This is a genomic window from Streptomyces sp. NBC_00637 (genome assembly GCF_045161545.1).
In the GTDB taxonomy this organism is placed as follows: domain Bacteria; phylum Actinomycetota; class Actinomycetes; order Streptomycetales; family Streptomycetaceae; genus Streptomyces.
This window is the reverse complement of sequence record NZ_CP109046.1, coordinates 1,745,927-1,769,545: the sequence shown is the minus strand read 5'-3', so window position 1 is coordinate 1,769,545 and position 23,619 is coordinate 1,745,927. Positions and strand designations below refer to the sequence as shown.

Here is a 23,619-nt window from a genome sequence, read left to right as displayed (position 1 = left end):
ACTCCACCACCGCAACCGCCGTCCACCCGACCGCAGTCAAGGAGACCGAGAGATGCTGGACATCGCCGAGGAGCTGAACCGGTGGGTCGAGCAGGGCCGTGACTTCGCCGTGGCCACCGTGGTGGCCGTCGGTGGCAGCGCGCCCCGCCGGCCGGGCGCCGCCCTGGCGGTGGACGCCGACGGGGAGGCGGTCGGCTCGGTCTCCGGTGGTTGTGTGGAGGGCGCGGTGTACGAGCTGTGCCGCCAGGCGCTGGAGGACGGGGAGTCCGTCCTCGAACGCTTCGGTTACAGCGACGACGACGCCTTCGCCGTGGGGCTCACCTGCGGCGGGGTCATCGACATCCTCGTCACCCCGGTGCGGGCCGGCGACCGGACCCGGCCGGTGATCGCGGCGGGCCTGGCGGCCGCCGCCTCCGGCGGGGCCACGGCACTGGCGCGGATCGTGACCGGCCCGGCCCACCTCGTGGGCCGCGCGCTGCTCGTCCGCCCGAACGGGAGCGACGAAACCGGTTCCTACCGGAGCGCTTCTTACGACACCGGTTTCCGTGACGGCAAGGCGTACGACACCGGTTTCGACGGCGGCAACGCTTACGACAGCGGTTTCCGGGGCGACGGCGCCGACAATAGCGGTTTCCGGGGCGACGGCGCCGCCAACAGCGGTTTCCGTGACGGCAAGGCTTACGGCAGCGGTTTCCGGGGCGACGGCGCCGACAACAGCGGTTTCCGCGGCGGCAAGGCTTACGACACGGGTTCCTACGAGGGCGGTTTCGGCGCCCATCCGGAGCTGGACCGCACGGTCGCGGCCGAGGCCGGCGCCTTCCTGGACGCGGGGCGCACCGGCACCCTGGAGATCGGCGAGCAGGGTTCTCGCTGCGGGGCGCCGCTCACGGTCCTGATCGAGTCGTCGGTCCCGCCGCCCCGGATGATCGTGTTCGGCGCGATCGACTTCGCGTCGGCGCTGGTGCGGGTCGGCAAGTTCCTGAACTACCGCGTGACGGTGTGCGACGCGCGTCCCGTCTTCGCGACCGCGGCCCGTTTCCCGCAGGCCGACGAGATCGTCGTCGAGTGGCCGCACCGGTACCTGGAGCGCACGGAGGTGGACGCGCGGACCGTGTTGTGCGTCCTCACCCACGACGCCAAGTTCGACGTCCCCCTGCTCCGGCTGGCGTTGCGGCTCCCGGTCGCCTACGTCGGCGCGATGGGCTCCCGCCGCACCCACCTCGACCGCAACGCACGGCTGCGTGAAGTGGGCGTGACCGACCTGGAGTTGGCCCGTCTGCGGTCCCCCATCGGTCTCGACCTGGGCGCCCGTACACCCGAGGAGACGGCACTGTCGATCGCCGCCGAGATCGTGGCCGCCCGGCGCGGTGGCAGCGGGGTCTCACTCACCGGCGCGCACACGCCCATCCATCACGACGCTGCCTCGGCGCCGACGGGCCGGATCGGCTCGGTGGCCTGAGCGGCCGCTCCGCGCACGGCCGGCTGGTCGGGCCAGGTGAACGCGTAGCGCGGGTCGCCGTCCCGGGTCAGCCGGACGTGGCGCAGCAGTTCGCGCGCGATGCCCGCGTTGCCCATCGCCCAGCCGGTCTGCGGTTCGAGGCGGCTCGGGACGGGCCGGTGCGCGAGGTTGGACCAGCGCGCGCCCTCCGCGTCCCGGATCGCGTGTGTGGCGAGGTCCGCCACGAGGGTCCTGGCGAAGTCGGGGGAGTCGCCCTGCTCGGCGATCCGGTCGCAGGCCAGCGCCAGCACCCCCGCCGTGCCGCAGCAGCGGCCCGTGTTGTCCCAGAACCCGGGCCGCAGTCGCCGCGGCAGTCCGGACCGGGTCACGGTGTGCCAGCAGCGGTCGGCGAGACGTGCCCAGGCGGGTTCGCCGAGCACGTCGCGCAGCAGCCGGAAGACCTGGGCGTCGCCGGCCGGGCCGTGACACCAACCGTAGCTGTGGCGCTCGACCACGTCGGGCCGGTGGTGGGGGTCGGAGTGCGGTACGAGGAAGCCGTCCGGACCGGCCTCGTCCCGGGCGACGACGTCGGCGACGCCGGCCCGCCCGAGTTCCACCAGGTCCGTACGGCCGGTGGCGGTTCCGACGGCGGTCAGGGCGTAGGCGATGCCGAGCGTGCCGTGCGAGACATGGTGCAGGCGGGCCGGGGCGCCGAGCTTGAACTCCCAGGTGACGCCGCCCTTTTCGGTGGTCTCGGCGGTGTGAAGGTACGGCTCCAGCGCGTGTACGGCGAGGTCGGCGTCGCCGGCGGCCAGTGCGCCGAGGCCGATGCCCGCGTTGCCGCCCATCAGCTCGAACAGCACGCCCCAGCGCACTCCGTCGAAATGGTCCCGCACGCGCTCCAGGGCCCGGTCCGCGGCGGCGCCGGCGGTGTCGGCGCCGAGTTCGCGGTGGACGGCCCGCAGTACGAGCGCGATACCGGTCAGTCCGAAGTACAGGGAGTGGTCCGGGTGGTCGTCGACGGCGTCGGCGAGGCCGCGGGCGGCGCGCAGGGCGGTGTCGGCGTAGGAGTCGTCGCCGAAGTGCCGCCAGGCCTCCAGCAGTACGGGTACGACGCCGGCCGTGCCGTTGTACAGCTGCGGCTCGGTCCGGTCGCCCGAGGGTGCGACGGGCCAGCCGAGCCCGCCGCCGCTCCCGGTGTCACGTGCGGTGCCCCGCAGCCAGCGCAGGGCGTCCCGGGCGAGTTCCTCGACGTCGGCGGCCGTTGTCATGCCCTCAGCCTGCCCGGTCGCCGCGGGCCGGGCACGTCAGTGACCGCGGAGCAGCCGGTTGACCGCGCGGCCGAACACCGAGCGGGCCGTGGCCCCGAGGACGGGATCGAGGAAAGACGGTAGAAAACGCGTCCCCAACTCCTCGCGCCAGAGCACCCGGGCCCGCCCGCCGGGGCCCGGCCGTACCTCGATCTCGGCCCAGCCGAGGACGACCCGGCCGCGTTTCTCCAGTCGGCACCGGCCCGGCTCGTCGTCGGAGGGCGGCTGCCACACGGTCACCTCCATCCGGTCGGCGAAGGAGAACGGGCCGAGACCCGAACGCGCCACGAAGACCGTGCCCTCGTGGGTCGGGGCGGGGGTGAGCACGGCGACGCGGGTGAGCGGTACCACGTCGCCGTGCCGGGACCACTCCGTCAGACGGCGCCAGGCGTCGTCCGGGGAAAGCGGTACCGTGCGTTCGAGCTGGAAGAAGACCACGCGTCGATCGTAGGGAGTCGGGGGCGTCCGACGGCGGATTACCCTCCGGCTCACAGGTTCGGACTCACCTTCGCGGTGTGGCGGCCGGGTCAGCGGTAGACGTGGCCGGGCAGCGCGCTCCCCGGCGCCAGGAGCTGGGAAACCGTCACGAAGACGTATCCGCGCTCTTTCAGCGCGTCGATGATGCCCGGTACGGCCGGCACGGTCCCGTCGTAGATGTCGTGCAGCAGGATGATGCCGTCCCGGTCGGCCTGGGCGAGCACCCGGCGGCGGATCAGCGCCGAGTCGGTCGTCGTGTAGTCCTTGGCGGTCACGGTCCACAGCACCTCGGCGAGGCCCAGCTCGCGGCAGATGCCGTGCACGGTCTCGTCGGTGCGGCCCTGCGGCGGGCGCATCAGGGTGGGACGGCGGCCGGTGAGGCGCTCTATCTCGTCGTTGGGGCGCCGGAGTTCGTCGCGTATCTCGTCCGGGGTGATCTGCGTGAGGATCTGGTGGTCCCAGGTGTGGCTGGCCACCTCGTGTCCCTCGGCGGCCATGCGTACGACGAGTTCCGGGTACTTCTCGATGTGCCGCTCGCCCAGCAGGAAGAAGGTCGCCGGGACCTGTCTCTCCTTGAGGATGTCGAGCAGGCGGGCCGAGTTCTCGCTCGGGCCGGCGTCGAAGGTGAGGGCGATGCACTTCGCCTCACGGCAGTCGACGGTGCCGAAGCGGGCGGCCTGGGTGGTGGCGGCGGGGCGGGCGCGGGCGGCGCTCGGGTGGGTGATGTCGGCGCCGCCGCAGCCGGTCAGCGTGACCGCCAGGCAGGTGGCCGCCGCCGAGATGGCGACGGCCCGCAACCTGGCCCCCGTTTTCTTCGTCTTCCTGGTCAGAGAAGGCATGCCGAGACTATACATAGAGCGTATACACCCTATGAATAGTCTCGGTCGTCATGTGCTCCGCAGGCCGGTCAGGGCCCTATTGGGCGTAGAACGTCGCGTCTGCCTTGTCCGTGGCCGTGCTCGGCGTCTGCACGTAGAGCACGTAGTCGTAGTGGCGCACATAGCGTCCGGCGTAGTTGTACGACTCGTACGAGACCCCGGCGGAGTCGGCGAGACCGGCCCGCCGGTAGAAGGTGGCGTCGGAGGCGAACGCCGACGTGCCGTCGTTCTTCTCCAGCCACACCTCGAAGTTCTTGTGCCGCAGGTAGTAGCCGGGGAAGTTGGCCGACTCCAGGGAGACCGTGCCGGTGCCCGCGAGACCGGGGACCACCCGGAACTGCGAGTCCGCGAGCGGGCTGACGCCGGCCTCGATGCGGGCGCGGTACTCCCAGTGCCGGATGAAGCGGTCCGCGTAGTTGTACGAGGAGAAGCGCTGCGGGGTGACCCCGTCGGCCACCGGGATGCCGAAGTCGGGGGTGCCGTCAGCCTTCCAGTACACCTTCTGCACGCGGGTACGGCGGTTGGGGTCGTTCAGCGGGTCGCCGGTGATGTCCTTGTAGCTGCGGTCGTGGTAGACGAGGATGTCGGACTTGCCGTCCTCGGAGACCGTGAACGAGTTGTGGCCCGGACCGTACTGCGAGGTCGAGGCGTTCGAGGTGAAGACGGGCTGCGTCCCCTTGGCCCACGACGCCGGGTTGGTCAGGTCGGCCGTCGCGGAGGCGGTCAGCATGCCCAGGCAGTAGTTGGCGTCGGTGGCGCTCGCCGAGTAGGTCATGAAGACCTTGCCGCCGTGCTGGATCAGCGCGGGGCCCTCGTTGACCTTGTAGCCGACCGTCTCCCAGGAGAGCGTCGGCTGGGAGATCTCCGCCGGAGTGCCCTGGATAGTCCAGGGGTTGGCCAGCTTCGCGATGAACAGGCTGGTGTTGTTGTCCTCGGCCGGGTTGCGCTGCGCCCAGGCGAGATAGCGGACACCGTTCACGGCGAAGGTGGTGGCGTCCAGCGAGAAGCTCTCCCACGTGGTCTTGATCTGGCCCTTCTCGGCCCAGGCGGCGGTGAGCGGGTTGGCGCCGGTGCCTTCGAGGACGTACATGCGGATCGCCCAGACGTCACTGGTGGACCCGGCCGCGAAGTACACGTACCACTTGCCGTCGATGAAGTGGATCTCCGGCGCCCAGATGTGGGCGCCCATGACCCCGCTGCTGTGTTTGGTCCAGATGGTGACCTCCTGGGCCGTCGACAGGCCCTGGATGGTCGTCGCCCGGCGCAGCACGATGCGGTCGTAGGCGGGGACCGTGGCGGTGAAGTAGTAGTAGCCGTCGGTGTGTTTGTAGATGTGCGGATCGGCGCGCTGCTCCGCGATCGGGTTGGTGTACGTCACGGCGGGGGAGTCGGGCACGGCGGCCTGGGCGGGGGCGCCCACGCCCGTGAGGACGGCCGCGAGGGCGACGAGGCCGGCCAGGATCAGCCGAACGGCGTTGCGTCTCAAGGGACTTCTCCAGACGGAGGGGAGGGGAGGGGAGAGGGGAAAGGGGTGTGGAGGGGAGGGTGGCGCCGGGGTTCAGGTGGTGGGTACGAGGCGCCACTGCTGGCAGGTGTTGTTCAGCCAGGTCCACTGCCGGACGTCGGCGCCGTTCGTGGTCGCGCAGTCCGCGACGTCGGCGACCTTGCCGCTGTTCTCGTTCACGAGCCGGACGTAGTCGCCGGTCGCGGTGAAGACGGGGCGGAATCGCTGGCACGTGTTGTTCAGCCACGACCACTGGCGCAGGTCGGCGCCGTCGGCGGCGGAGCAGTCGGCGGTGTCCATCACCCCGCCGGTGGCCACGTTCACCAGCCGGCTGGTGTCGTCGCCCTGGTCCTCGATCCGCCACTTCTGGTTGGTCCCGCCGGTGCAGGTCCACTGGAAAATGTTCGTGCCGTTGGCGGTGGAACCGCCCTCGACGTCGAGGCACTTGCCGCTGTTGCGGTTGACGAGGGTGTACGACGTCGGGGTCGCCGCCGTCTCGCCGGACGGGCCGGGGAGCGTCGTGCCCAGGGCGACGGGGGTGCCGAAGTTCGGGGTGCCGTCGGCGTTCCAGGTGAACTTCTGCGCGCGGGTCGTCCGGCCGTTTCCGCAGCCGCCGCTCGCCGAGGAGTTGGCGTGGTAGACGATCCAGTTCTCGGTGCCGTCGGGTGAGGTGAAGAAACCGTTGTGGCCCGGCCCGTAGACGCCGGCCGCGTCGTTGCGCTGGAAGACGGGCGTCTGCTTCTTGGTCCACGACGCCGGATTCAGCGGATCGCTGCCCGTCAGCTCCAGTTGGCCGAGCTTGTAGTCGGCGGTCTGGCAGTAGCTGGCGGAGTAGCTGAGGAAGGTACGGCCGTTGTGGTACAGCGGTTCCGGGCCTTCGTTGACGGGCGCGCCCACGCGTTCCCAGGCCAGTGTGGGGCTGGAGATCACCGTGAAGGTGTTGCTGGACAGCGTGTACGGGTTGCTCATCGGCGCGATGACCAGGCTCTGCGCGCTGCCGTTCACGGAACCGCTTCCGACGAGATACAGGTTTCCGTTCGCCTGCAGCACGCTCGCGTCGATCAGCCAGCCGCCCGGCGTGAGGTTGGAGCCGGTCAGGGAGCCCTTGTAGGTGTAGGGGCCCAGCGGGTCGGTGCCGGCGCTCTCCAGGACATGGGTGCGCTGGGAGTCGCAGCAGGCGGTGCCGCCCTGGCCGGCCGAGTAGTACAGGTACCAGTGGCCGTTGAACTGATGGATCTCCGGCGCCCAGATATTGGTGTTGCGGGTGGAGGTGGTGTCCGACCACACCTGCACGGTGGGCGCGGTGGCGAGGCCCGCCAGGGTGGGCGCCTTGCGCATGCCGAGGACGCCCGTGAACGTGGTGGTGATCAGGTAGTAGTTGCCGTTGTAGTACTCCAGCCAGGGGTCGGCGCCCTTGGCCGACTTCAGCGGGTTGGTGTACGGGCGGCCGTCGGCCGCGGCCACCGGCTGGGTCGCCGCCACCAGGGCGACGAGGAGGGCCAACACGCAGACGAGCAGGGGTCTGCGGCGGTATTTCCGAGGCATGCAGGACCGTCCCTTGTCCGTGAAACTGCCTGTCCGAGATTTCGAACGTGGTTCGTAACTTCGGCCAGAAGATAGGGGGCCAGCATGGCCTCGTCAATGGTTTCGACACCCCGCCGACGCGCAGGGCGCCCCGCCCGGTCGCTGGAGGACCGGGCGGGGCGCCCTGGATGTTCCGTCGTTCCGTCCTTTCGGCCTCCCCTGGTGGAGCGGCCGGGAGCGGATCAGACCAGGTCGAACCGGTCGAGGTTCGAGACCTTGACCCACGCGGCGACGAAGTCGTTCACGAACTTCGCCTTCGCGTCGTCGCTCGCGTAGACCTCGGCGAGCGCGCGCAGCTCGGAGTTCGAGCCGAAGACGAGGTCGGCGCGGGTGCCGGTCCACTTGACCTCGCCCGAGGCGGCGTCGCGGCCCTCGAAGGTGGACTGGTCCGCGGACGTCGACGACCACGTCGTACCCAGGTCGAGCAGGTTGACGAAGAAGTCGTTGGTCAGCTTGCCCGGGGTGTCGGTGAAGACGCCGTGCGAGGACTGGGCGTGGTTGGCGCCCAGGACACGCAGGCCGCCGACGAGAACCGTCAGCTCGGGCGCGCTCAGGGTCAGCAGGTTCGCCTTGTCGACCAGCAGGAACTCGGCCGGCAGACGGTTGCCCTTGCCGAGGTAGTTGCGGAACCCGTCGGCGGCCGGCTCGAGCGCGGCGAACGACTCGACGTCCGTCTGCTCCTGCGTGGCGTCCACCCGGCCCGGCGTGAAGGGGACCTCCACGGCGTGACCGGCGTCGGCGGCGGCCTTCTCCACGGCGGCGGCGCCACCGAGGACGATCAGGTCGGCCAGGGAGACCTTCTTCGCGCCGGAGTTGAACTCCTGCTGGATGCCCTCCAGGACGCGCAGCACCTGGGCCAGCTCGTCCGGGTTGTTGACCTCCCAGCCGCGCTGCGGCTCGAGGCGGATACGGGCGCCGTTGGCGCCGCCGCGCTTGTCGCTGCCGCGGAAGCTGGAGGCCGACGCCCACGCGGTGGACACCAGCTGGGAGACGGTGAGCCCCGAGGCGAGGAGCTTGGCCTTGAGGGCCGCGATGTCCTCGGCGCCGATGGTCTCGCCCTCGGCCTGCGGCAGCGGGTCCTGCCACAGCAGGGTCTCCGCCGGGACCTCCGGGCCGAGGTAGAGGGACTTCGGGCCCAGGTCGCGGTGGGTCAGCTTGTACCAGGCGCGGGAGAAGGCGTCCGCGAACTCGGCCGGGTTCTCGTGGAAGCGGCGCGAGATCTCACCGTAGATCGGGTCGAAGCGCAGCGCCAGGTCGGTGGTGAGCATCGTCGGGAGCTTCTTCTTCGACGCGTCGTGCGCGTCGGGGACGATCGCCTCGGCGTCCTTGGCCACCCACTGCTTGGCGCCGGCCGGGGACTCCGACAGCTCCCACTCGAAGCCGAAGAGGATGTCGAAGAAGTCGTTGCTCCACTGGGTGGGCTTGGTGGTCCAGGTGACCTCCAGACCACTGGTGATGGCGTCGCCGCCCTTGCCGGTGCCGAAGGAGGACTTCCAGCCCAGGCCCTGCTGCGCGAGGGCGGCGGCCTCGGGGTCATCGCCGACGTGGTCCGCCGGACCGGCGCCGTGGGTCTTGCCGAAGGTGTGACCACCGGCGATCAGCGCGACGGTCTCCTCGTCGTTCATCGCCATGCGGCGGAACGTCTCGCGGATGTCGCGGGCGGAGGCCAGCGGGTCCGGGTTGCCGTTGGGGCCCTCGGGGTTGACGTAGATGAGGCCCATCTGGACCGCGCCGAGCGGGTTCTCCAGCTCACGGTCGCCGGTGTAGCGCTGGTCGTCGAGCCAGGTGGTCTCCGGACCCCAGTACACGTCCTCGTCGGCCTCCCAGACGTCCGCGCGGCCGCCGGCGAAGCCGAAGGTCTCGAAGCCCATCGTCTCCAGCGCGACGTTGCCCGTGAGGATCATGAGGTCGGCCCAGGAGATGGACTGGCCGTACTTCTTCTTGACCGGCCACAGCAGACGGCGGGCCTTGTCGAGGTTGGCGTTGTCCGGCCAGCTGTTCAGCGGCGCGAAGCGCTGCTGCCCGCGGCCACCGCCGCCGCGGCCGTCGCTGATGCGGTAGGTGCCGGCGCTGTGCCAGGCCATCCGGACCATCAGCGGGCCGTAGTTGCCGAAGTCGGCGGGCCACCAGTCCTGCGAGGTGGTCAGCACCTCGGCGATGTCCTGTTTCACGGCCGCCAGGTCGAGGGCCTCGAACGCCGCGGCGTAGTCGAACTCCGCGCCGAGCGGGTTCGCCACGACGGGGTCCTTGGCGAGGATCTTCAGGTTGAGGCGCTCCGGCCACCACTGGCGGTTGCCGCCGCCCTGGGTCGGGTGCGCGGCGCGATCGTGCGCGACCGGGCAGCCACCTGCCTCCGCCGCCTTCGAGTCGGTCACGATCGCGTCATGGTTCTCGGTCATGGGGGAATCCTTCTGGGCTGGTCGGATCACAGGCTCGCGCACCGCAGGCGTCGGTTCCTGCGGGCGCTCGGGTGCTGCGGGCGTTCAGGTGCCGCCGGCGGTGGAGCAGTCGGGGCACAGGCCCCAGTAGATGACCTCGGCCTCGTCTATGGCGAAGCCGCGGTCGTCGGAGGCGGTCAGACAGGGGGCGTGGCCGACGGCGCAGTCGACGTCGACGACCGCGCCGCAGGACCGGCAGACGAGGTGGTGGTGGTTGTCCCCCACGCGTCCCTCGAACCGGGCGGGGCTGCCCGGGGGCTCGATGCGGCGCACCAGTCCCGCGCCGGTCAGCGCGTGCAAGGCCTCGTACACGGCCTGGAGGGAGATGTGGCCCACGCGGCCGCGCACTCCGGTGGCGATGGCCTCGACACCGAGGTGGTCGCCGTCCCGGACGGTCTCGAGCAGGGCGACACGGGCGGCCGTCACCCGCAGGCCGGCACCGCGCAGCTCTTCGGCGGTGGTCGGTGTACGGGGTGCTGTCATGAGGTCGAACCTACTTCATAAACACGAACCATTCAAGAAAACGAACGGTGCAAGTCTGGGAAACGGCACACGTCAGAGAAACGAGCCGAGCCCGTCGAGGAGCCTGTCGACGTCCCCGGTGTCGTTGTAGGGCGCGATGCCCACCCGCAGCGCGGGGTCGGCGAGCTCGAGCATGGTGAACGCCTCGTAGGCGTAGAACGAGCCCGCCGGGGCGACGACACCCCGGGCGGCGAGATGCGCCTGGGCCTCGCGCGCGTCCCGGCCCGCGAAGCTCATCAGCACGGTCGGGGTGCGGTCCTTCGCCCTCGAGTGGACGGTGACGGCGTCGCCCAGCGCGCGCAGTCCCTCCTCGACCCGGGCGCGCACCGCGTTCTCGTGCTCGTGCAGGGACCGCAGCGACCGTGCCAGCCGCTCCCGGCGCGTCGCCGGCGTCCCCGGCGTGTCCCCGGGCGCCCCGGGCCGCTCCCGTTCGTCCGGATCGAGCGCGGCCAGGAAGTCCACGGCCGCGCTGGCGCCCGCCAGGATCTCGTAGGGCAGCGTCCCGAACTCGAAGCGCTCCGGCACGGTGTCCGGCGACGGCAGCAGCTTGTCCGGTACGAGCGTGTCGAGGACGTCGGGCGATCCGGCGAGCACGCCGCAGTGCGGTCCGAGGAACTTGTACGGCGAGCAGACGAACAGGTCGGCCCCCAGCGCGGGTACGTCCACCAGGTGATGTGCGGCGTAGTGCACCCCGTCCACGAACACCAGGGCGCCGGCCTCGTGCGCCAGGTCGGCGATCCGGCGCACCGGCGGCAGGGTGCCCAGCACGTTCGAGGCCGCCGTCACCGCGACCAGCCGGGTCCGGGGCGACAGCGCCCGCTCGTAGGAGCCGAGGTCGAGCTCCGCGGTCCCGGCGTCGATCTCGATCCAGCGGACGACGACCCCGGCGCGCTCCGCCGCCTGCACCCAGGGGCGCACATTGGCGTCGTGGTCGAGCCGGCTGAGGACGATCTCGTCGCCGGGCCGCCAGCCCGTGGCCAGGGTCCGGGAGAAGTCGTACGTGAGCTGCGTGGCGCTGCGCCCGTGGACGACACCCGTCTCCGGCACGCCCAGCAGGTCGGCGTAGGCGGCCCGGAAGCCGGCGACGGCCTCTTCGGCGTTGCGCTCGGACGCGCTGACCTGCCCCCGGTTGGACAAGGGGGCGGTCATCGTCCGGATGACGGCCTCGGCGACGGGGGTGGGCGTCTGGGTACCGCCCGGTCCGTCGAAGAAGGCGAGACCGTGTGCGAGGGAGGGGAAATGTGCCCGGAGGGCGACGACATCGATGGCCATGGCCCCGACTCTGGCACCCGGGGCCGGACGCCGCAGCGGTCCGGCCCGTCCGGTGGTCACCACCGGGCAGGACGCCGCGGCGCATTCGGGGACCGACGCGGCGAATTACGCGACGAATGCCGGACAGAGGACTACGACTGACCTGACCTGAACCTGCCGATCGAACCCGACCCGACCCGACCCGACCCGTACCGAACTGACCTGTGCGTCGAGAGGCCCTCGCATGTATTCCGTACTCGACCGCGCGCTCGACTGTGTCGTCGGCGCGCTCGGGAAGACCACCGACCCGACCGGGGTCACCCTGCACCGTTCCCCGGACTCGGGGCGGGCGCGGCTGGCCGATCCGGCGTTCGACTTCAACAGCGCCGTGCCGTCCGGGGTGCGTCTGGAGATGCTCACCGACGCCACCGAGCTCGAACTCGACGTACGGCTGACGGTGGTCCTCCCCCTGGGCATGCCGTCCACCGGCAGCGTCTTCGACCTGGTGGTCGACGGGGAACTGGCCGAGCCGGTGGTGGTGACGGAACAGAGCCCGATCTTCCTCGACCCCGCGACCGGCTCGCTCAAGGCGGGACCGGCCGAGCCCGCGACGGTGCGGTTCCGCCTCGGCCCGCGGGCCTGTGAACGGCGGGTGGAGATCTGGCTGCCGGTCACCCCGGCCCTCACGCTGACCGACGTCCGTGTCCCGGACGGGGCGTCGGTGCGCCCGGCTCCCGCGAGCGGCCCGCTGTGGGTGCACTACGGCAGTTCCATCAGCCAGTGCTCGGACGCGGACCGCCCGACCTCGACCTGGCCGGCCGTCGTGGCGCGCTCGGCCGGCCGGTCCCTGGTCAACCTCGGCCTGGGCGGGCAGTGCCAGCTCGACCCCTTCATGGCCCGTGCCGTCCGCGACCTGCCCGCGAGCGCGATCAGCCTCGAACTGGGCATCAACGTCCACAACGCCGACAGCATGCGCGAACGCGCCTTCGTCCCGGCCTTCCACGGCTTCCTCGACACGATCCGCGACGGGCACCCGGACACACCGGTCCTGGTCGTCAGCCCCATCGTCTGCCCGGCCGCCGAAGAGCGGCCCGGTCCCACGCTGGTGGGCGCCGACGGCATGGTCCACACCGTCCACCGCCCCGCCGAGCTCGCGTTCGGCGCGCTCACGCTCACCCGTATCCGTGAACTGCTGAGCCGGCATGTCGAGCAGCGCCGGAAGGACGGCGACGAGCGGCTTCGACTCCTCGACGGGACAACGCTGTTCGGCCCGGACGACGTGGCCGACCTGCCCGACGGCCTGCATCCGAACGCGGCCGGTTACGCCCGCATGGCCGAGCGCTTCCTGCCCCGTTCGTTCGGCGAGAAGGGCGCGTTCGGGTGACTACCCCGGGCCGCTCGCCGAGAGGCCCGGGTGCGGCGGACGGGACCGCGCGGCGCCGCGGACGACGTCCAGCACGTCCCCGGCCCGCGTGCCGTCCGCGCCCCGCCACGCGATGTGCTGGTCGGGCCGGACCAGCAGCATCGGGGCGCCGTAGCGCTCGGGCGGGACCAGGCCGGTCACGTCGACGGTGGCGAGGGGGACGCCCCGGGCCGCCGCCTCCCGCGTGAAGGCGGCGCGGCCGGCTTTCCTGTCACCGGCCGGGAGGAGCAGCGTCAGACCGTCGCCGAGCAGGTCGTACAGGGAGCGGCCGTCGGGGAGCCAGCTGTGCGGCAGCCGGGCGCCCGGGAAGGACAGGCCGTGGTACCCGCGAGGTGTGAGGGGCGGGACGGCGGAGCCGTCGTCGACGACGACGGGGGACGAGGCGTAGTGCTGGCCGAGGACGAGGCCCTCGCTGTGGAACTCGCCGGCCTTGGCCCGGAGCGCGGCGGCGGTCCGCGCCCGGCGGCGGTCGGCCTCGGGGGTGTCCCCGAGGAGCGCGGGGTCGGCGAAGGACGGGGCGAGAAGCCTGTCCTGGGCGGCACCGCCGGCGATGATCCGCCGGGCCACCGGGCGCCGCTCGGTCTGGTAGCTGTCCAGCAGCTCCGCGCCGCCCCAGCCCTGGAGGACGGCGGCGAGCTTCCAGCCGATGTCGACCGCGTCGCCGACACACGTGTTGAATCCGTGCCCGCCCCACGGAGGGTTGAGGTGGGCGGCGTCGCCCACCAGGAAGACCCGGCCGCGCCGGTAGCGGTCGACCAGGAGCATGCGGGCGGTCCAGGGGTCGGTGGCGAGCACCTCCAGGGGCCCGCGGTGTCCGGCGCCGACGAGACCGCGCACCAGCGCCTCGGGTTCCACCGGGCGGTCGGGGCCGGTCCGCTGGACGATGGCCCACCACCGGTCGTCCAGGTCGAGACGGCCCATCAGACCGGACACCTCGGGACTCACCACCCAGTACTGCACCGCCCGGTCCAGGCGGACGGCCTCGCCCAGGCCCGGCGCCCTGAAGACGACGCTGAGGTTGGGCCGTTCCCCGGACGAGCCCGCGTACGCGGCTCCGACGGCCTGCCGGACGACTCCGCCGCCGCCGTCGCAGCCCAGCAGATACCCGGCCGTCAGCACGCCGACCGAGCCGTCGGCGGCGGCGACCGTGGCCCGCACGGCGTGTTCGTCCTGCTCGACGGCGGTGACCCGGTGGCCGGTCAGGCAGGTGACCGAGGGCAGTCCGGCCACCGCCGTACGCAGGATCCGCTCGACGACCGGCTGCGGGACCTGCTGGCCCGGCTCCGCCCAGCGCTCGTCGCGGCCGTCGTACAGGCCGAACACGTTGCGGAACCTGGTCAGTTCGGTGCCGAGGAGCGCGGTGCAGAAGATGACGTCCTGGGACCAGGCCACGGGCAGCGGGGCGGCCGCGCGCAGACGGTCGGCCAGACCCCAGCGGCGGAAGTGCTCCATGGTGCGGATGCTGGTGGTCTTGGCCCGGGGCCGGTCGTCGTCGACGGTGACGCGCGGCTCGACGAGCACGGTGCGGATGCCGCGGCGGCCGAGCTCGATCGCCGCGGCGAGACCGGACGGCCCCCCGCCGGCGATCAGTACCCGGACGGCCGTCCTGGTCACGCGCCGGACCTCGCGGACGCGTCGGTGACGGGCGTACGCAGCGTGCCGAGCCGGTCGACCTCCACCTCGACCACGTCACCCGGCCGCAGCAGACGGGGTGGCGTGCGCACGTAACCGACGCCCTCCGGGGTGCCGGTGGCGACGACGTCACCCGGATGCAGGGTCAGGGTCGCGCTGATCCGCGACAGCAGCTCGGGCACCCCGAAGATCATGTCGCGGGTGTTCCCGTCCTGCACGACCTCCCCGTTGACGCGGGTGACCAGGCGCAGCCCGTCGGCGAGACCGCCGGCCTCGTCGGCGGTGACGAGCGGTCCGATCGGGCCGCTGAGATCGGCGTTCTTGCCCAGCGTCCACTGGGCGGTGAGCTTCTGCGCGGTGCGGGCGGTGAGGTCGTTGAAGACGGCGTATCCGAGGACGGCGGCCTCGGCCTCCCGCTCGTCCGCGTCGCACAGCCGGGCGCCGACGACGGCCGCGACCTCGCCCTCCCAGTCCAGGCCCGGCTCGTTCGCGGGCACCGGGACGGGAACGCCGCCCACCGACAGAGAAGCCGTCCAACGGCCGAACACGGTGGGGTGCTCCGGCGCCCGGAAACCGCCCTCGGCCGCGTGCGCACGGTAGTTGAGACCCACGCACAGCACCCGCGCCGACGCCGGTACCGGCGGGGCGGGGGACACCTCCGCGAGCGGGATCGTGCCGCGGCGGACGGCGCGGGCCCGCTCCATCCAGCGGGGGAGATCCGCGTAGAAGCCGTCCACCTCCGTGAGCGGGGCCACCAGGCCGTCGACGGCGACGCCGATCACCACCTGCCTGCGGCCGGGCCCCCGGCCCGGATCCGCCATGCCGACGAGCCTCATACGCGCGTGCCTCCTGATTCCGCCACCGGAGCCGCGGCCAGACGGATGTCGAACTCGGCCTCCAGGAAAGGGCCTTCCATGCCGTACCGGCGGGCCGCGTCCTCGTCGGCGACCGGCGAGAAGGGCGCCACCAGCGCGTCCTTCACGGCGAACGCCGCGTCGGAGCCGAGATAGGGGTCCGCGGCGGCGAACACATGAGTGGTGAGCGACCGGTGACCGGCCGCCTCCACCCGCAGATGGATATGGGCCGGACGCATGGGATGACGGCCCAGCGCCCGCAGCAGCTCGCCCACCGGGCCGTCGGTCGGCACCGGATAGCTGGCGGGCTTGACCGTACGGAACCAGTAGGCGCCGTCGGGACCCGTCGTGAACAGGGCGCGCAGGTTCCCGTCGGGCTGCTCGTCGTCCTGGCTGTCGTACAGACCCGTGTCGTTCGCCTGCCAGACGTCCAGCACGGCGCCGGACAGCGGCCTGCCGTCGCAGTCCGTGATCCGGCCGTGCACCACGGCCCGCTCACCGCGCCCGAGTTCGGGGCCCTCGGCGATCCAGGCGCCCATCGGGCGGGGCGGCGCCGGCGAGTGGAAGGGCCCCTCGACCGAGCTGGGCGTCATCGTGGGCGGGCCCGTGTGGTTGACGTCGTCGACGGCCGAGGTGAGGCCCAGCATGTCGGAGAGCAGGAGGAACTCGTTGCGGCGGTCGGTGCAGGCCCGGCCCGTGCGGACCAGGAAGTCCACCGCGCGCAGCCACTCGTCCTCGGAGGGCCGCGTCTCCCGCACGAAGGCGTGCAGATGGGTGACGAGGCCGCCGATCAGCTCCCGCAGCCGCTCGTCCTCGCCGCGGACGGTGGAGAGGACCTGGCGTACGAGGGCGTCCGGCCCGGGGGCGGGCTCGGGTGCCGGTGCCGGTGCGGGGGGCGCCGTCCCTCCGGCGGCGGCCGGGCGAGCCGTTTCGGTGCTGTCGGTCATGGGGTCGCTCCCGCGGGAGTCAGGGCGGCGTCCGGTGCCACGCAGCCGTAGGTATGGGTGCCGGGCCCGGCCCGGTGCCGGGCGCCGTCGGGCAGGACGACGTGCGCGGTGGTGCCGGGCGGCACGGCGACGCCCAGGTGGAAGCGCCCGCCCTCGATGTGCCAGGACGAGCGGATCGGCCCGTGGGGCGAGTGGTGTTCGGCCCGCGCCCGGGTCAGGCCGCCGCCGGGGCGGGGCGCCACGGTGAAGCGGCGATAGCCCGGAGCGTCCTCGTCGGGCCTGATCCCGGCCGTGTGGCGGTGCAGGAACGAGACGACCGCGCCCTTCGAGTAGTGGTTGAGCGAGTCGTGCGGGGTGCCGTCCGCCCGGACGCCGTCCCAGTGCTCCCAGACGGTCGTCGCGCCCCGGTCGATCATGTGGAGCCAGGACGGGGCGGTGTCCTGGAACAGCAGGTCGTACGCGACGTCCAGGTGTCCGGAGTCGGCGAGCACCGGCAGCAGGTCCGGGGTGGCGAGGAAGCCGGTGCCGAGGTGCGTGCCCGCGGCACGGACCAGCTCCACCAGCCGCTCGGCGGTCCGGGCCCGCAGTGCGGCCGGGACCAGGTCGAAGGCGAGCGCCCGCACATGGTGGGCCTGGGTGTCCGGACGCAGCGAGCCGTCGGCCGCGATGAACTCCGTGCGCCAGGCGTCGCGCACCCGCTCGCTCAGTTCCCCGTAGCGGTCGGCGTCCTCGTCGCGGCCCAGGACCCGGGCGACGCGCGCCGCCAGCCGGGTGGAGTGCGCGTAGTAGGCGGTGGCGACGTCCGCCTTGTCCAGCGCCGCGTACCCCTCCAGATCGTCGACGTGCTCACCGGGCACGAGCCACTCGCCCCAGTGGAACCCGGTGTCCCACAGGTACCGTTCGTGCGGCGCCGGGCGGGGGGAGCGCCGGATCCGGTCCGGGTGGCGCCCCTCCAGGGCGGCCCGTTCGACCCGGCCGAGCCACGCGGTCATGGCCGGCCACAGCTCCTCCAGGATCCCGGGGTCGCCGTAGGCCAGGTACAGCTGCCAGGGCACGATGACCACCGCGTCGCCCCAGCCGGCGGAGCCGTGGAGATGCGCCATCGGACCCTTCGGGCCCTCGGCGCGGCAGGCCGGCGAGATGTTGGCGACGGTGCCGTCCGGCCACTGGTCGGCGGCCACGTCGCGCAGCCACTTCGCCGAGAAGCCCGACACGTCGTAGAGGAAGGCGGCGGTCGGCACGAACAGCTGCCAGTCCCCGGTCCAGCCGGCGCGTTCACGGGTGGGGCAGTCCGTCGGGATGTCGCAGACGTTGCCGCGCAGGCCCCACCGGGCGGCCTCGTGCAGCCCGTTCACCCGCTCGTCGTCGCAGTCGAACCAGCCGGTCCGCCGCAGGTCGGAGTGGACGACCACGCCGCGCAGGTCGTCGGCGGTCAGCTCGCCCGGATGACCTTCGACGCGGACGTACCGGAAGCCGTGCGTGGTGTGCCGCGGCTCGAAGGCCTCACCGGGACGGCCGGCCGAGACGACCCGGTCGACCTGACCGGCCGGGAGCGGCTCGGGCAGGAACGGCATGTCCACGCGGAGGTGATCCGTCGTCACATCGCCGTCGGGGCCCAGGGACTCGCCGTGCGTGAGGGTGAGGCGGGTTCCCGCAGGACCGAGCCCGGTCAGCCGCACCCAGCCGTTGATGTTCCGGCCGAGATCGAAGACCTGCCGGTCGGGGCGCGGGCGGGTCACGGCGACCGGGACGAGTTCCTCGACCCGCCGTACCGGCGGGGCGGGTGAGGCGACCAGTCCGGCGTGCCCGTGGTCGGCGACCTCCACCGGCGTCCACGCCGAGTCGTCGTAGCCCGGCCGGTCCCAGCCGACGGGGGTGAGGCGCAGATCGGTGGACTGCCCGGCGATCAGGTCGGCGGCCACGATCGGCCCGGGGGCCCAGCGCCAGTGCCGGTCCGTGCACACGACGGACGTGGTGCCGTCGGCGTGCTCGAGGTGCAACTGCGCCAGGAACGAGACCCGTGCACCCCACTGGTCGTGGGCCCGGGTGACCCCGACCTGCCCGCGGAACCAGCCGTCGGACAGCACCGCCCCCAGGGCGTTCTCCCCGTCCCGCAGCAGCGCGGTCACGTCGTACGCCTGGACCTGGAGGTGTACGTCGTACTGCGTGAAGCCCGGTGTCAGCTCGGCGTCCCCGACGCGCTCCCCGTTGAGGAAGACCTCGTAGAGGCCCTGGGCGGTGGCGTAGAGGCGGGCCCGGCGGACCGGGGAGCCCGGGGTGAACCTCGTACGCAGCAGCGGAGCGGGCCGCTGCCCGGCGGGCGGCACGTGTGGTCCGCCGAGTGCCGCGGGCGCGGCGGTCACGCCGGCGACGGAGCCGCCGGGCCGGCCGTGCCCGCCGTGTTCCCGGTGCGGGTCCTGTTCCCCGTGCTCGTCAGGCTCGCCGTGCACGGAATCAACGGCCCCGCCGGGCACGATGGCCTCGCCAGGCACGGTGGCCTCGTCAGACACCTCAGGCACCTCAGGCATTTCGGCCCCGCCATGCACACCACCCCCTCCTGGCGCCGAGGTCGCGACGGGTACGACGGGCTCGATCCACCGTGCCTGCCAGTCGGCGGGATCCAGCAGGCCGGTCTCGAACCAGGCCTCGCGCGACCACGCGCTCTCGCCGAGGTCGGTCCAGACCTTGACCCGCCAGGTGATCCGCTCCCCGGAGCCGGGCGGCGGCCCGCCGTACGGCACATGCGTGCTGTCGGCAGCGTCGACCCGGCCGGAGTCCCAGCCCGCGCTCGTGCGGACGCGGTACGCGACCTGCTCGCGCGAGCCGGGCGGCAGCCACCAGGACAGCCGGGGGCGGCGGTTGCCGAGGCCCAGAGGCTGTTCCAGCTCGTCGGCACGCAGGCGGGTGGGAGCGGCGTTCATACAGGTGACCAAACGTTCGAGGAGGGGTCAGGCCGGGTCGGGAAGCACGGGGAGGCCGCAGACGCGCGCGGCGAACTCCAGGGCTTCGGCGAACACGGTCTCCGGATCGGGCAGCCCGGCCCACAGGTGATCCGCGCCGTCGACCAGACGCAGGCTCACCCGGCATCCGTGGGCGCGCAGGGCCGCGGCGAGCTGTTCGCTCTGCCCGCTGGGGACGAAGCGGTCGGCGGTGCCGTGGGCGAGCAGGAAGGGCGGGGCGGCGGCGGACACATGGCTCACCGGGCTCGCCGCGGCGGCGCGTTCGGGTGCCGCCGGTACGGGCGCGCCGATGAGCAGCGCCTCCCGAGAGTCCTCGGCGTCCGGGGCGCTCACCGCGTCGGGCCGGGACTGGCGCTGCATGGTGCGCAGGTCCGCGGGGCCGTACCAGTCGACGACCCCGGCCACGGTCACGCCGGGACCGGGCTCCGCGACGTCGCCCTCCCACTCGGGTCTGCCGGCGGTCAGCGCGAGCAGCGCCGCGAGATGACCGCCCGCCGACTCGCCCCACAGGACGGCCCGTCCCGCGTCGAGCCCCAGCACGTCGGCGTGCGCGCGCAGCCAGCGCAGCGCGGCCTTGCCGTCGTGCAGCTGGGCCGGGAAGACGGCCTCGCCGCTGAGCCGGTAGTCGAGGGAGGCGACCGCGAAGCCCGCCCGGACGAGACGGTCGAACGGCCCGAGCGGCCACCCGGCGAAGGCCGGACCGAACTGGTCGCGCCGTCCGGTCCGCCAGCCGCCGCCGTGCAGGAAGACGACCACCGGGGCCGGGTGTCCGGGGTCGCGGGCGGGCCGGTACAGGTCGAGCAGCAACGGCCGGAATCCGGTCGGCGAGCCGTACTCGACCCCCCGGAGCACGCGGGAGCCCCCGGCCGTGGTCTGCTCCGCCGGGAGGGCGGGGATGTTCGCCGTCATGTCAGCGGTCCAGGGGACGCAGGTCGAACCGGAACTCCTGCCGGTGCTCGCGGGCGACCCGGGCCAGCCGCTCGTGGGAGGGGATGTGGGGCGGGTGCGGAAGCTCCCTCGAGTCCGTGCGGGTTCCGGCGTCGCCGAAGAACCGCTCGAAGCCGCCGCTGGAGGCGCCCATGATCTTCGTGTCGTCGGCCTCGACCCGGAAGGTGTGCAGGCAGCCGGCGGGCACGTAGCCGAAGTCGCCGGGCTTGAGGAGCTTCTCGTACGTCTCTCCGTCGCCGTCCTGGATCCACACCCGGGCGCGGCCGGACAGCAGATAGAAGGTCTCGTGCACGTCGGCGTGGCTGTGGGTGGGGATCGCGTCGCCCTTGGGGGCCGCGTAGGTGAAGATGCCGAACTGGCCGGCCGTCTCGTCCTCGCTGAGCAGCACGGTGATGAGGGCGTCGAACAGGTGGGACCGCTCACCCTCTCCGGCTTCCAGGAAGAAGGGCACCGGCTTCCCGGGCAGGGGGAGGCGCCTGGCGCCGCCGCTCTGGGCGAACTCCGCAGTCATGGGATCTCCTCGGAAATCTGATCGGCTCCACCCGGGGCGGGAGCGGGCGACCCGTCGACGCGGCCGCGAGAACGGCCGCGTCGAGGACGGCCGCCGTGACGACAGGTGCCGTGACGACAGGTGCCTCAAGGGGGGTGCCTCAGGGACGGCTGCCTTCACGACGGGTGGCGCAGGGAAGGGCGGATGCCGTAAGGATGGGCCCGCGGCCGCCGTCCCACCAGGCGGAATTTCATTGAATGGCATACGGCCGAAACGTGGACGCCACGCGTCTCCGGTAGCGGGGTGGGTCACACTGCACGGGTGACGAACAACGCGGGAACCCCCCGTGCCGGCGTCCGGGGGCGACGGCCGCCGCAGGGCGAGCCGGTCATCGACCGTGCGTTCGCGCTGCTCACGGCGTTCTCCGAGGACCGCCGCGCACTGACCCTCGCCGAGCTCAGCCGCGTCACGGACACACCGACGAGCACGACGCTGCGGCTGGCCCGGCGGCTCGTGCACTGGGGCGCCCTGGAGCGGGACGCCGACGGCCGCTACGTGGTGGGCCTGCGGCTGTGGGAGGTCGCCTCGCTGGCGCCGCGTGCGCACGGGCTGCGCCGGGTGGCGCTGCCGTACATGGAGGACCTGTACGAGGCGACCCACCAGCACGTCCTGCTGGCCGTACGGGACGGCACGGACGCGTTGCTCGTCGAGCGGCTGTCGGCCCACGCCGCCATCGACGTCCTGTACCGGGTGGGCGGCCGGCTGCCGCTGCACTCCACGGGCGTCGGTCTGGTGCTGCTGGCGCACGCCGGCGCCGACTTCCAGGACGAGATCCTCGGGCAGGCCCTGACGCACGAGCCGGAGGGGGTACCGCTGTCCTCCGCCGCACTACGGCGTTCCCTCGCCGAGATCCGCAGCACCGGGGTGGCGGTCGTCAACCGGGCGGAGCCCGTCCCGCTGCACGCCGTGGCGGCCCCCGTGCGGGGCGCCGACGGCGAGGTCGTCGCGGCGCTGTCGGTCGTCGTCCCGGCCGGGCACGCGGAACCCCGCGTGCTCGCCCCCGCCCTGCGCGCCACCGCCCGGGCCCTCTCCCGCAGCCTCGGTGCCGTCACGGCACCGCCGGCTCCGGCGCAGGGCGGCGGCCCGCGCCGACGACCGTGAGGCTCCGGGCGGGGCAACGCCACCGTCTCCCCCCGCCCGGGGACGCGACGGGAGAAGACGGTGGGACTGCGGGACTGCGGGGCTCCTGCCCGGTCAGGAGGCCGGGGGAGCGTCGCCCGCCGCCGCGCCGGCCGCCGCCGCGTCACCCTCCGCCGGATCCCGCGGCGCCGGAAGGAACAGGGACACCGCCAGCGCCGCCAGCAGGATCAGCGCGCCGGTCCAGAAGACCCAGGTGTAGCCCGCGTCCAGGTAGAAGGCGGTGCCCTTCAGGACCGTGCTGTGCGCGGCGAGGACGGCGAAGCACACGGCGGGGACGACCGTGCCGAAGAAGTTGAAGAGCATCTGCATCAGACCGCTGCCCTGCCCCTGCTCCTCCACCGAGACCACGCCCAGGACCAGCACGGGAGCGACGGAGACGATGAGGCCGGTGCCGACGTTGGCCAGACACGCCGTCAGGACGAGCTGGGTGGCATCGGCGTGGAACAGGCCCATCAGCCCGTATCCCGCCGCGCCCAGCGCCAGTCCGGCCCCCCACAGCAGGCGGGCGTCGGCCTTGCGCAGCAGGCGGCCGGCGAGGAATCCGGTGCCGAGCATGACCAGGTTCCAGGTCAGACCGATCCGGGCGTTGTGCGTGCTGGTCCAGCCCAGTCCGTCGGACACCCCGGGGATGCGGGGGTAGAGGGCCAGCAGGATGCCCATCGAGGCCATCGCCAGCGCGGTGGCCTGGCCCACGGCCGCGGCGCCGACCGTCAGCGCGACCGGCCGCCGGCCGAGCACGCGCAGGTCGAGGATCGGGTGGGCGCTGGAGCGCTCGACGAGGACGAACGCGCCGATCGCCAGCAGTCCGCCGGCCGTCCAGCCGAGCGTCGCCGCGCTCGTCCAGCCCCGGCTCTGCCCCTGCCCGACCGCGTACACGACGGCTGCCAGGCCCCCGCCGAGCAGCAGCCCGCCCGGCCAGTCGAAACCGTTCTGGAAATCGTGCCGCGGAGTCTCGGGCACCAGCAGGGCCACCAGGAGGAACGCCACCGCGGTCGCCGCGGCGATGAACCACAGCGCGGCCCGGTAGCCCCCGGCGTCGATCAGCCACCCGGCGAGCAACGGTCCCACGACCCCCACCAGACCCATGCTGCCGCCGAGCACCGCGCTGGCCTGCTTCACCATCCGGGCGGGGAAGAGGTCACGCACGGCGGGGAAGGACAGGGCGGCGAACGGGGCGTAACAGGCGGCGATGCCCCGGCCGACCAGCAGCAGCCAGAAGCTGCCGGCCATGGCCGCGATGATGTCGCCGACGACCCCGAGGCCGATCATGGCGAGCATGATCCGCCGCCTCCCGTACCGGTCGCCGGCCTTGATGACGAACGGGATGAGCAGCGTCGAGACCAGGGTGACGATCAGCGAGAACCAGGCGACCTGGGTGGTGTGGAAGCGCTGCGCGACGTCGGCCGTCGTGTTGGCCGTGACGATGCCGGCGACGGCCAGCAGCTGCGTCGGCCAGATCAGGGCCACCAGCAGGGCCATCAGCCGCCGGTTCCAGCGTTCGGTGGTCCGGGCGGACGATGCCGTGAGCGAGGGGCTTGCAGACGTCGATGTCACGCAGCCGCTCCTTTCGCGAGCCGGGGAAAGGGCAGAACGCCCGGGAGCGGCACCTCCGACACCTGACGGCCGGCCCCCACGAGGCGTGCGGCAAGAATGGGCGGCCGCCGCCGCGGCCACCAGGCGGATTTTCATTGAATGGCACGTGACGGACGCGCGGCCGCGGCGGGTCGTCGGCAGGGAGGCCGCCTGCCCGGAGCGTGGCGGTG

Annotated in this window: 18 protein-coding genes; 3 read left to right on the top strand and 15 right to left on the bottom strand. The window is 72.9% G+C overall.

Annotation, left to right across the window (positions count from 1 at the left end):
• Nucleotides 1-52: 52 nt before the first annotated feature.
• A complete protein-coding gene (locus OG440_RS07545) occupies nucleotides 53-1,459 on the top strand; it encodes an XdhC family protein (protein WP_406006052.1) in 1,407 nt (468 codons plus the stop codon).
• Here the strand turns inward: OG440_RS07545 and OG440_RS07540 are convergent.
• The 8 genes from OG440_RS07540 to OG440_RS07505 form a co-directional block, all read right to left on the bottom strand.
• The gene (locus OG440_RS07540; protein ID WP_406006051.1) at nucleotides 1,411-2,709 is read right to left on the bottom strand and encodes a lanthionine synthetase LanC family protein; all 1,299 of its coding nucleotides are present in this window, start codon (nucleotides 2,707-2,709) and stop codon (nucleotides 1,411-1,413) included. The two genes, OG440_RS07545 and OG440_RS07540, sit on opposite strands and share 49 nt — an antisense overlap.
• Nucleotides 2,710-2,745: 36 nt before the next feature.
• Nucleotides 2,746-3,186, bottom strand: coding sequence for an SRPBCC family protein (locus tag OG440_RS07535; protein ID WP_406006050.1), 441 nt, complete (start codon nucleotides 3,184-3,186; stop codon nucleotides 2,746-2,748).
• Between the two features lie 89 nt (nucleotides 3,187-3,275).
• Complete coding sequence (locus OG440_RS07530) at nucleotides 3,276-4,064, bottom strand: polysaccharide deacetylase family protein (RefSeq protein ID WP_406006049.1); 789 nt, start codon at nucleotides 4,062-4,064, stop codon at nucleotides 3,276-3,278.
• A 76-nt stretch (nucleotides 4,065-4,140) separates the two neighbouring features.
• Nucleotides 4,141-5,589, bottom strand: coding sequence for a family 43 glycosylhydrolase (locus OG440_RS07525; RefSeq protein WP_406006048.1), 1,449 nt, complete (start codon nucleotides 5,587-5,589; stop codon nucleotides 4,141-4,143).
• Nucleotides 5,590-5,661: 72 nt separating this feature from the next.
• Nucleotides 5,662-7,152: a family 43 glycosylhydrolase gene (locus OG440_RS07520; protein ID WP_406006047.1), complete on the bottom strand. Its 1,491-nt coding sequence runs from the start codon at nucleotides 7,150-7,152 to the stop codon at nucleotides 5,662-5,664.
• A 221-nt stretch (nucleotides 7,153-7,373) separates the two neighbouring features.
• Nucleotides 7,374-9,590, bottom strand: a complete 2,217-nt coding sequence (gene katG / locus OG440_RS07515) for a catalase/peroxidase HPI (protein ID WP_406006046.1) — start codon at nucleotides 9,588-9,590, stop codon at nucleotides 7,374-7,376.
• Nucleotides 9,591-9,674: 84 nt separating this feature from the next.
• Nucleotides 9,675-10,112 carry a Fur family transcriptional regulator gene (locus OG440_RS07510; protein WP_406006045.1) on the bottom strand — a complete coding sequence of 146 codons (438 nt, stop codon included), beginning with the start codon at nucleotides 10,110-10,112 and terminating at the stop codon, nucleotides 9,675-9,677.
• A gap of 72 nt (nucleotides 10,113-10,184) precedes the next feature.
• Entirely contained in the window at nucleotides 10,185-11,423 is a 1,239-nt protein-coding gene (locus OG440_RS07505) for a cysteine desulfurase-like protein (protein WP_406006044.1), read from the bottom strand.
• 223 nt (nucleotides 11,424-11,646) lie between these two features.
• On the opposite strand from OG440_RS07505, the gene OG440_RS07500 reads away from it, so the two are divergent.
• Complete coding sequence (locus tag OG440_RS07500; protein WP_406006043.1) at nucleotides 11,647-12,786, top strand: SGNH/GDSL hydrolase family protein; 1,140 nt, start codon at nucleotides 11,647-11,649, stop codon at nucleotides 12,784-12,786.
• On the opposite strand, the gene OG440_RS07495 is transcribed toward OG440_RS07500, so the two are convergent.
• From OG440_RS07495 to OG440_RS07470, 6 genes are read right to left on the bottom strand one after another with little or no spacing between them, the layout of a single operon-like run.
• Nucleotides 12,787-14,439, bottom strand: coding sequence for an FAD-dependent monooxygenase (locus OG440_RS07495; protein WP_406006042.1), 1,653 nt, complete (start codon nucleotides 14,437-14,439; stop codon nucleotides 12,787-12,789).
• Entirely contained in the window at nucleotides 14,436-15,293 is an 858-nt protein-coding gene (locus OG440_RS07490) for a fumarylacetoacetate hydrolase family protein (protein ID WP_406006041.1), read from the bottom strand. The genes OG440_RS07495 and OG440_RS07490 overlap by 4 nt, the downstream gene beginning before the upstream one ends.
• On the bottom strand, nucleotides 15,290-16,258 hold the full coding sequence (locus OG440_RS07485; protein ID WP_406006040.1) for a dioxygenase: 969 nt from the start codon (nucleotides 16,256-16,258) through the stop codon (nucleotides 15,290-15,292). Before OG440_RS07485 ends, OG440_RS07490 begins: the two co-directional genes overlap by 4 nt.
• Nucleotides 16,255-19,179 carry a glycoside hydrolase family 78 protein gene (locus OG440_RS07480; RefSeq protein WP_406006039.1) on the bottom strand — a complete coding sequence of 975 codons (2,925 nt, stop codon included), beginning with the start codon at nucleotides 19,177-19,179 and terminating at the stop codon, nucleotides 16,255-16,257. Before OG440_RS07480 ends, OG440_RS07485 begins: the two co-directional genes overlap by 4 nt.
• Nucleotides 19,180-19,206: 27 nt before the next feature.
• On the bottom strand, nucleotides 19,207-20,127 hold the full coding sequence (locus OG440_RS07475) for an alpha/beta hydrolase fold domain-containing protein (RefSeq protein WP_406006038.1): 921 nt from the start codon (nucleotides 20,125-20,127) through the stop codon (nucleotides 19,207-19,209).
• Between the two features lies 1 nt (nucleotide 20,128).
• The gene (locus OG440_RS07470) at nucleotides 20,129-20,677 is read right to left on the bottom strand and encodes a quercetin 2,3-dioxygenase (RefSeq protein WP_406006037.1); all 549 of its coding nucleotides are present in this window, start codon (nucleotides 20,675-20,677) and stop codon (nucleotides 20,129-20,131) included.
• Nucleotides 20,678-20,977: 300 nt separating this feature from the next.
• Here OG440_RS07470 and OG440_RS07465 point away from each other — a divergent pair, with 300 nt between their 5' ends.
• Nucleotides 20,978-21,817, top strand: coding sequence for an IclR family transcriptional regulator (locus OG440_RS07465; protein WP_406006036.1), 840 nt, complete (start codon nucleotides 20,978-20,980; stop codon nucleotides 21,815-21,817).
• A gap of 93 nt (nucleotides 21,818-21,910) precedes the next feature.
• Here OG440_RS07465 and OG440_RS07460 read toward each other — a convergent pair whose 3' ends face one another.
• Nucleotides 21,911-23,410: an MFS transporter gene (locus tag OG440_RS07460; protein WP_406006035.1), complete on the bottom strand. Its 1,500-nt coding sequence runs from the start codon at nucleotides 23,408-23,410 to the stop codon at nucleotides 21,911-21,913.
• Between the last annotated feature and the right edge of the window lie 209 nt (nucleotides 23,411-23,619).

Coding starts and splice junctions, on each gene's coding strand:
- OG440_RS07545 (WP_406006052.1), top strand. CDS start 53: ATGCTGGACATCGCCGAGGAGCTGAACCGGTGGGTCGAGCAGGGCCGT.
- OG440_RS07540 (WP_406006051.1), bottom strand. CDS start 2,709: ATGACAACGGCCGCCGACGTCGAGGAACTCGCCCGGGACGCCCTGCGC.
- OG440_RS07530 (WP_406006049.1), bottom strand. CDS start 4,064: ATGCCTTCTCTGACCAGGAAGACGAAGAAAACGGGGGCCAGGTTGCGG.
- OG440_RS07520 (WP_406006047.1), bottom strand. CDS start 7,152: ATGCCTCGGAAATACCGCCGCAGACCCCTGCTCGTCTGCGTGTTGGCC.
- katG (WP_406006046.1), bottom strand. CDS start 9,590: ATGACCGAGAACCATGACGCGATCGTGACCGACTCGAAGGCGGCGGAG.
- OG440_RS07510 (WP_406006045.1), bottom strand. CDS start 10,112: ATGACAGCACCCCGTACACCGACCACCGCCGAAGAGCTGCGCGGTGCC.
- OG440_RS07505 (WP_406006044.1), bottom strand. CDS start 11,423: ATGGCCATCGATGTCGTCGCCCTCCGGGCACATTTCCCCTCCCTCGCA.
- OG440_RS07500 (WP_406006043.1), top strand. CDS start 11,647: ATGTATTCCGTACTCGACCGCGCGCTCGACTGTGTCGTCGGCGCGCTC.
- OG440_RS07490 (WP_406006041.1), bottom strand. CDS start 15,293: ATGAGGCTCGTCGGCATGGCGGATCCGGGCCGGGGGCCCGGCCGCAGG.
- OG440_RS07485 (WP_406006040.1), bottom strand. CDS start 16,258: ATGACCGACAGCACCGAAACGGCTCGCCCGGCCGCCGCCGGAGGGACG.
- OG440_RS07480 (WP_406006039.1), bottom strand. CDS start 19,179: ATGAACGCCGCTCCCACCCGCCTGCGTGCCGACGAGCTGGAACAGCCT.
- OG440_RS07475 (WP_406006038.1), bottom strand. CDS start 20,127: ATGACGGCGAACATCCCCGCCCTCCCGGCGGAGCAGACCACGGCCGGG.
- OG440_RS07470 (WP_406006037.1), bottom strand. CDS start 20,677: ATGACTGCGGAGTTCGCCCAGAGCGGCGGCGCCAGGCGCCTCCCCCTG.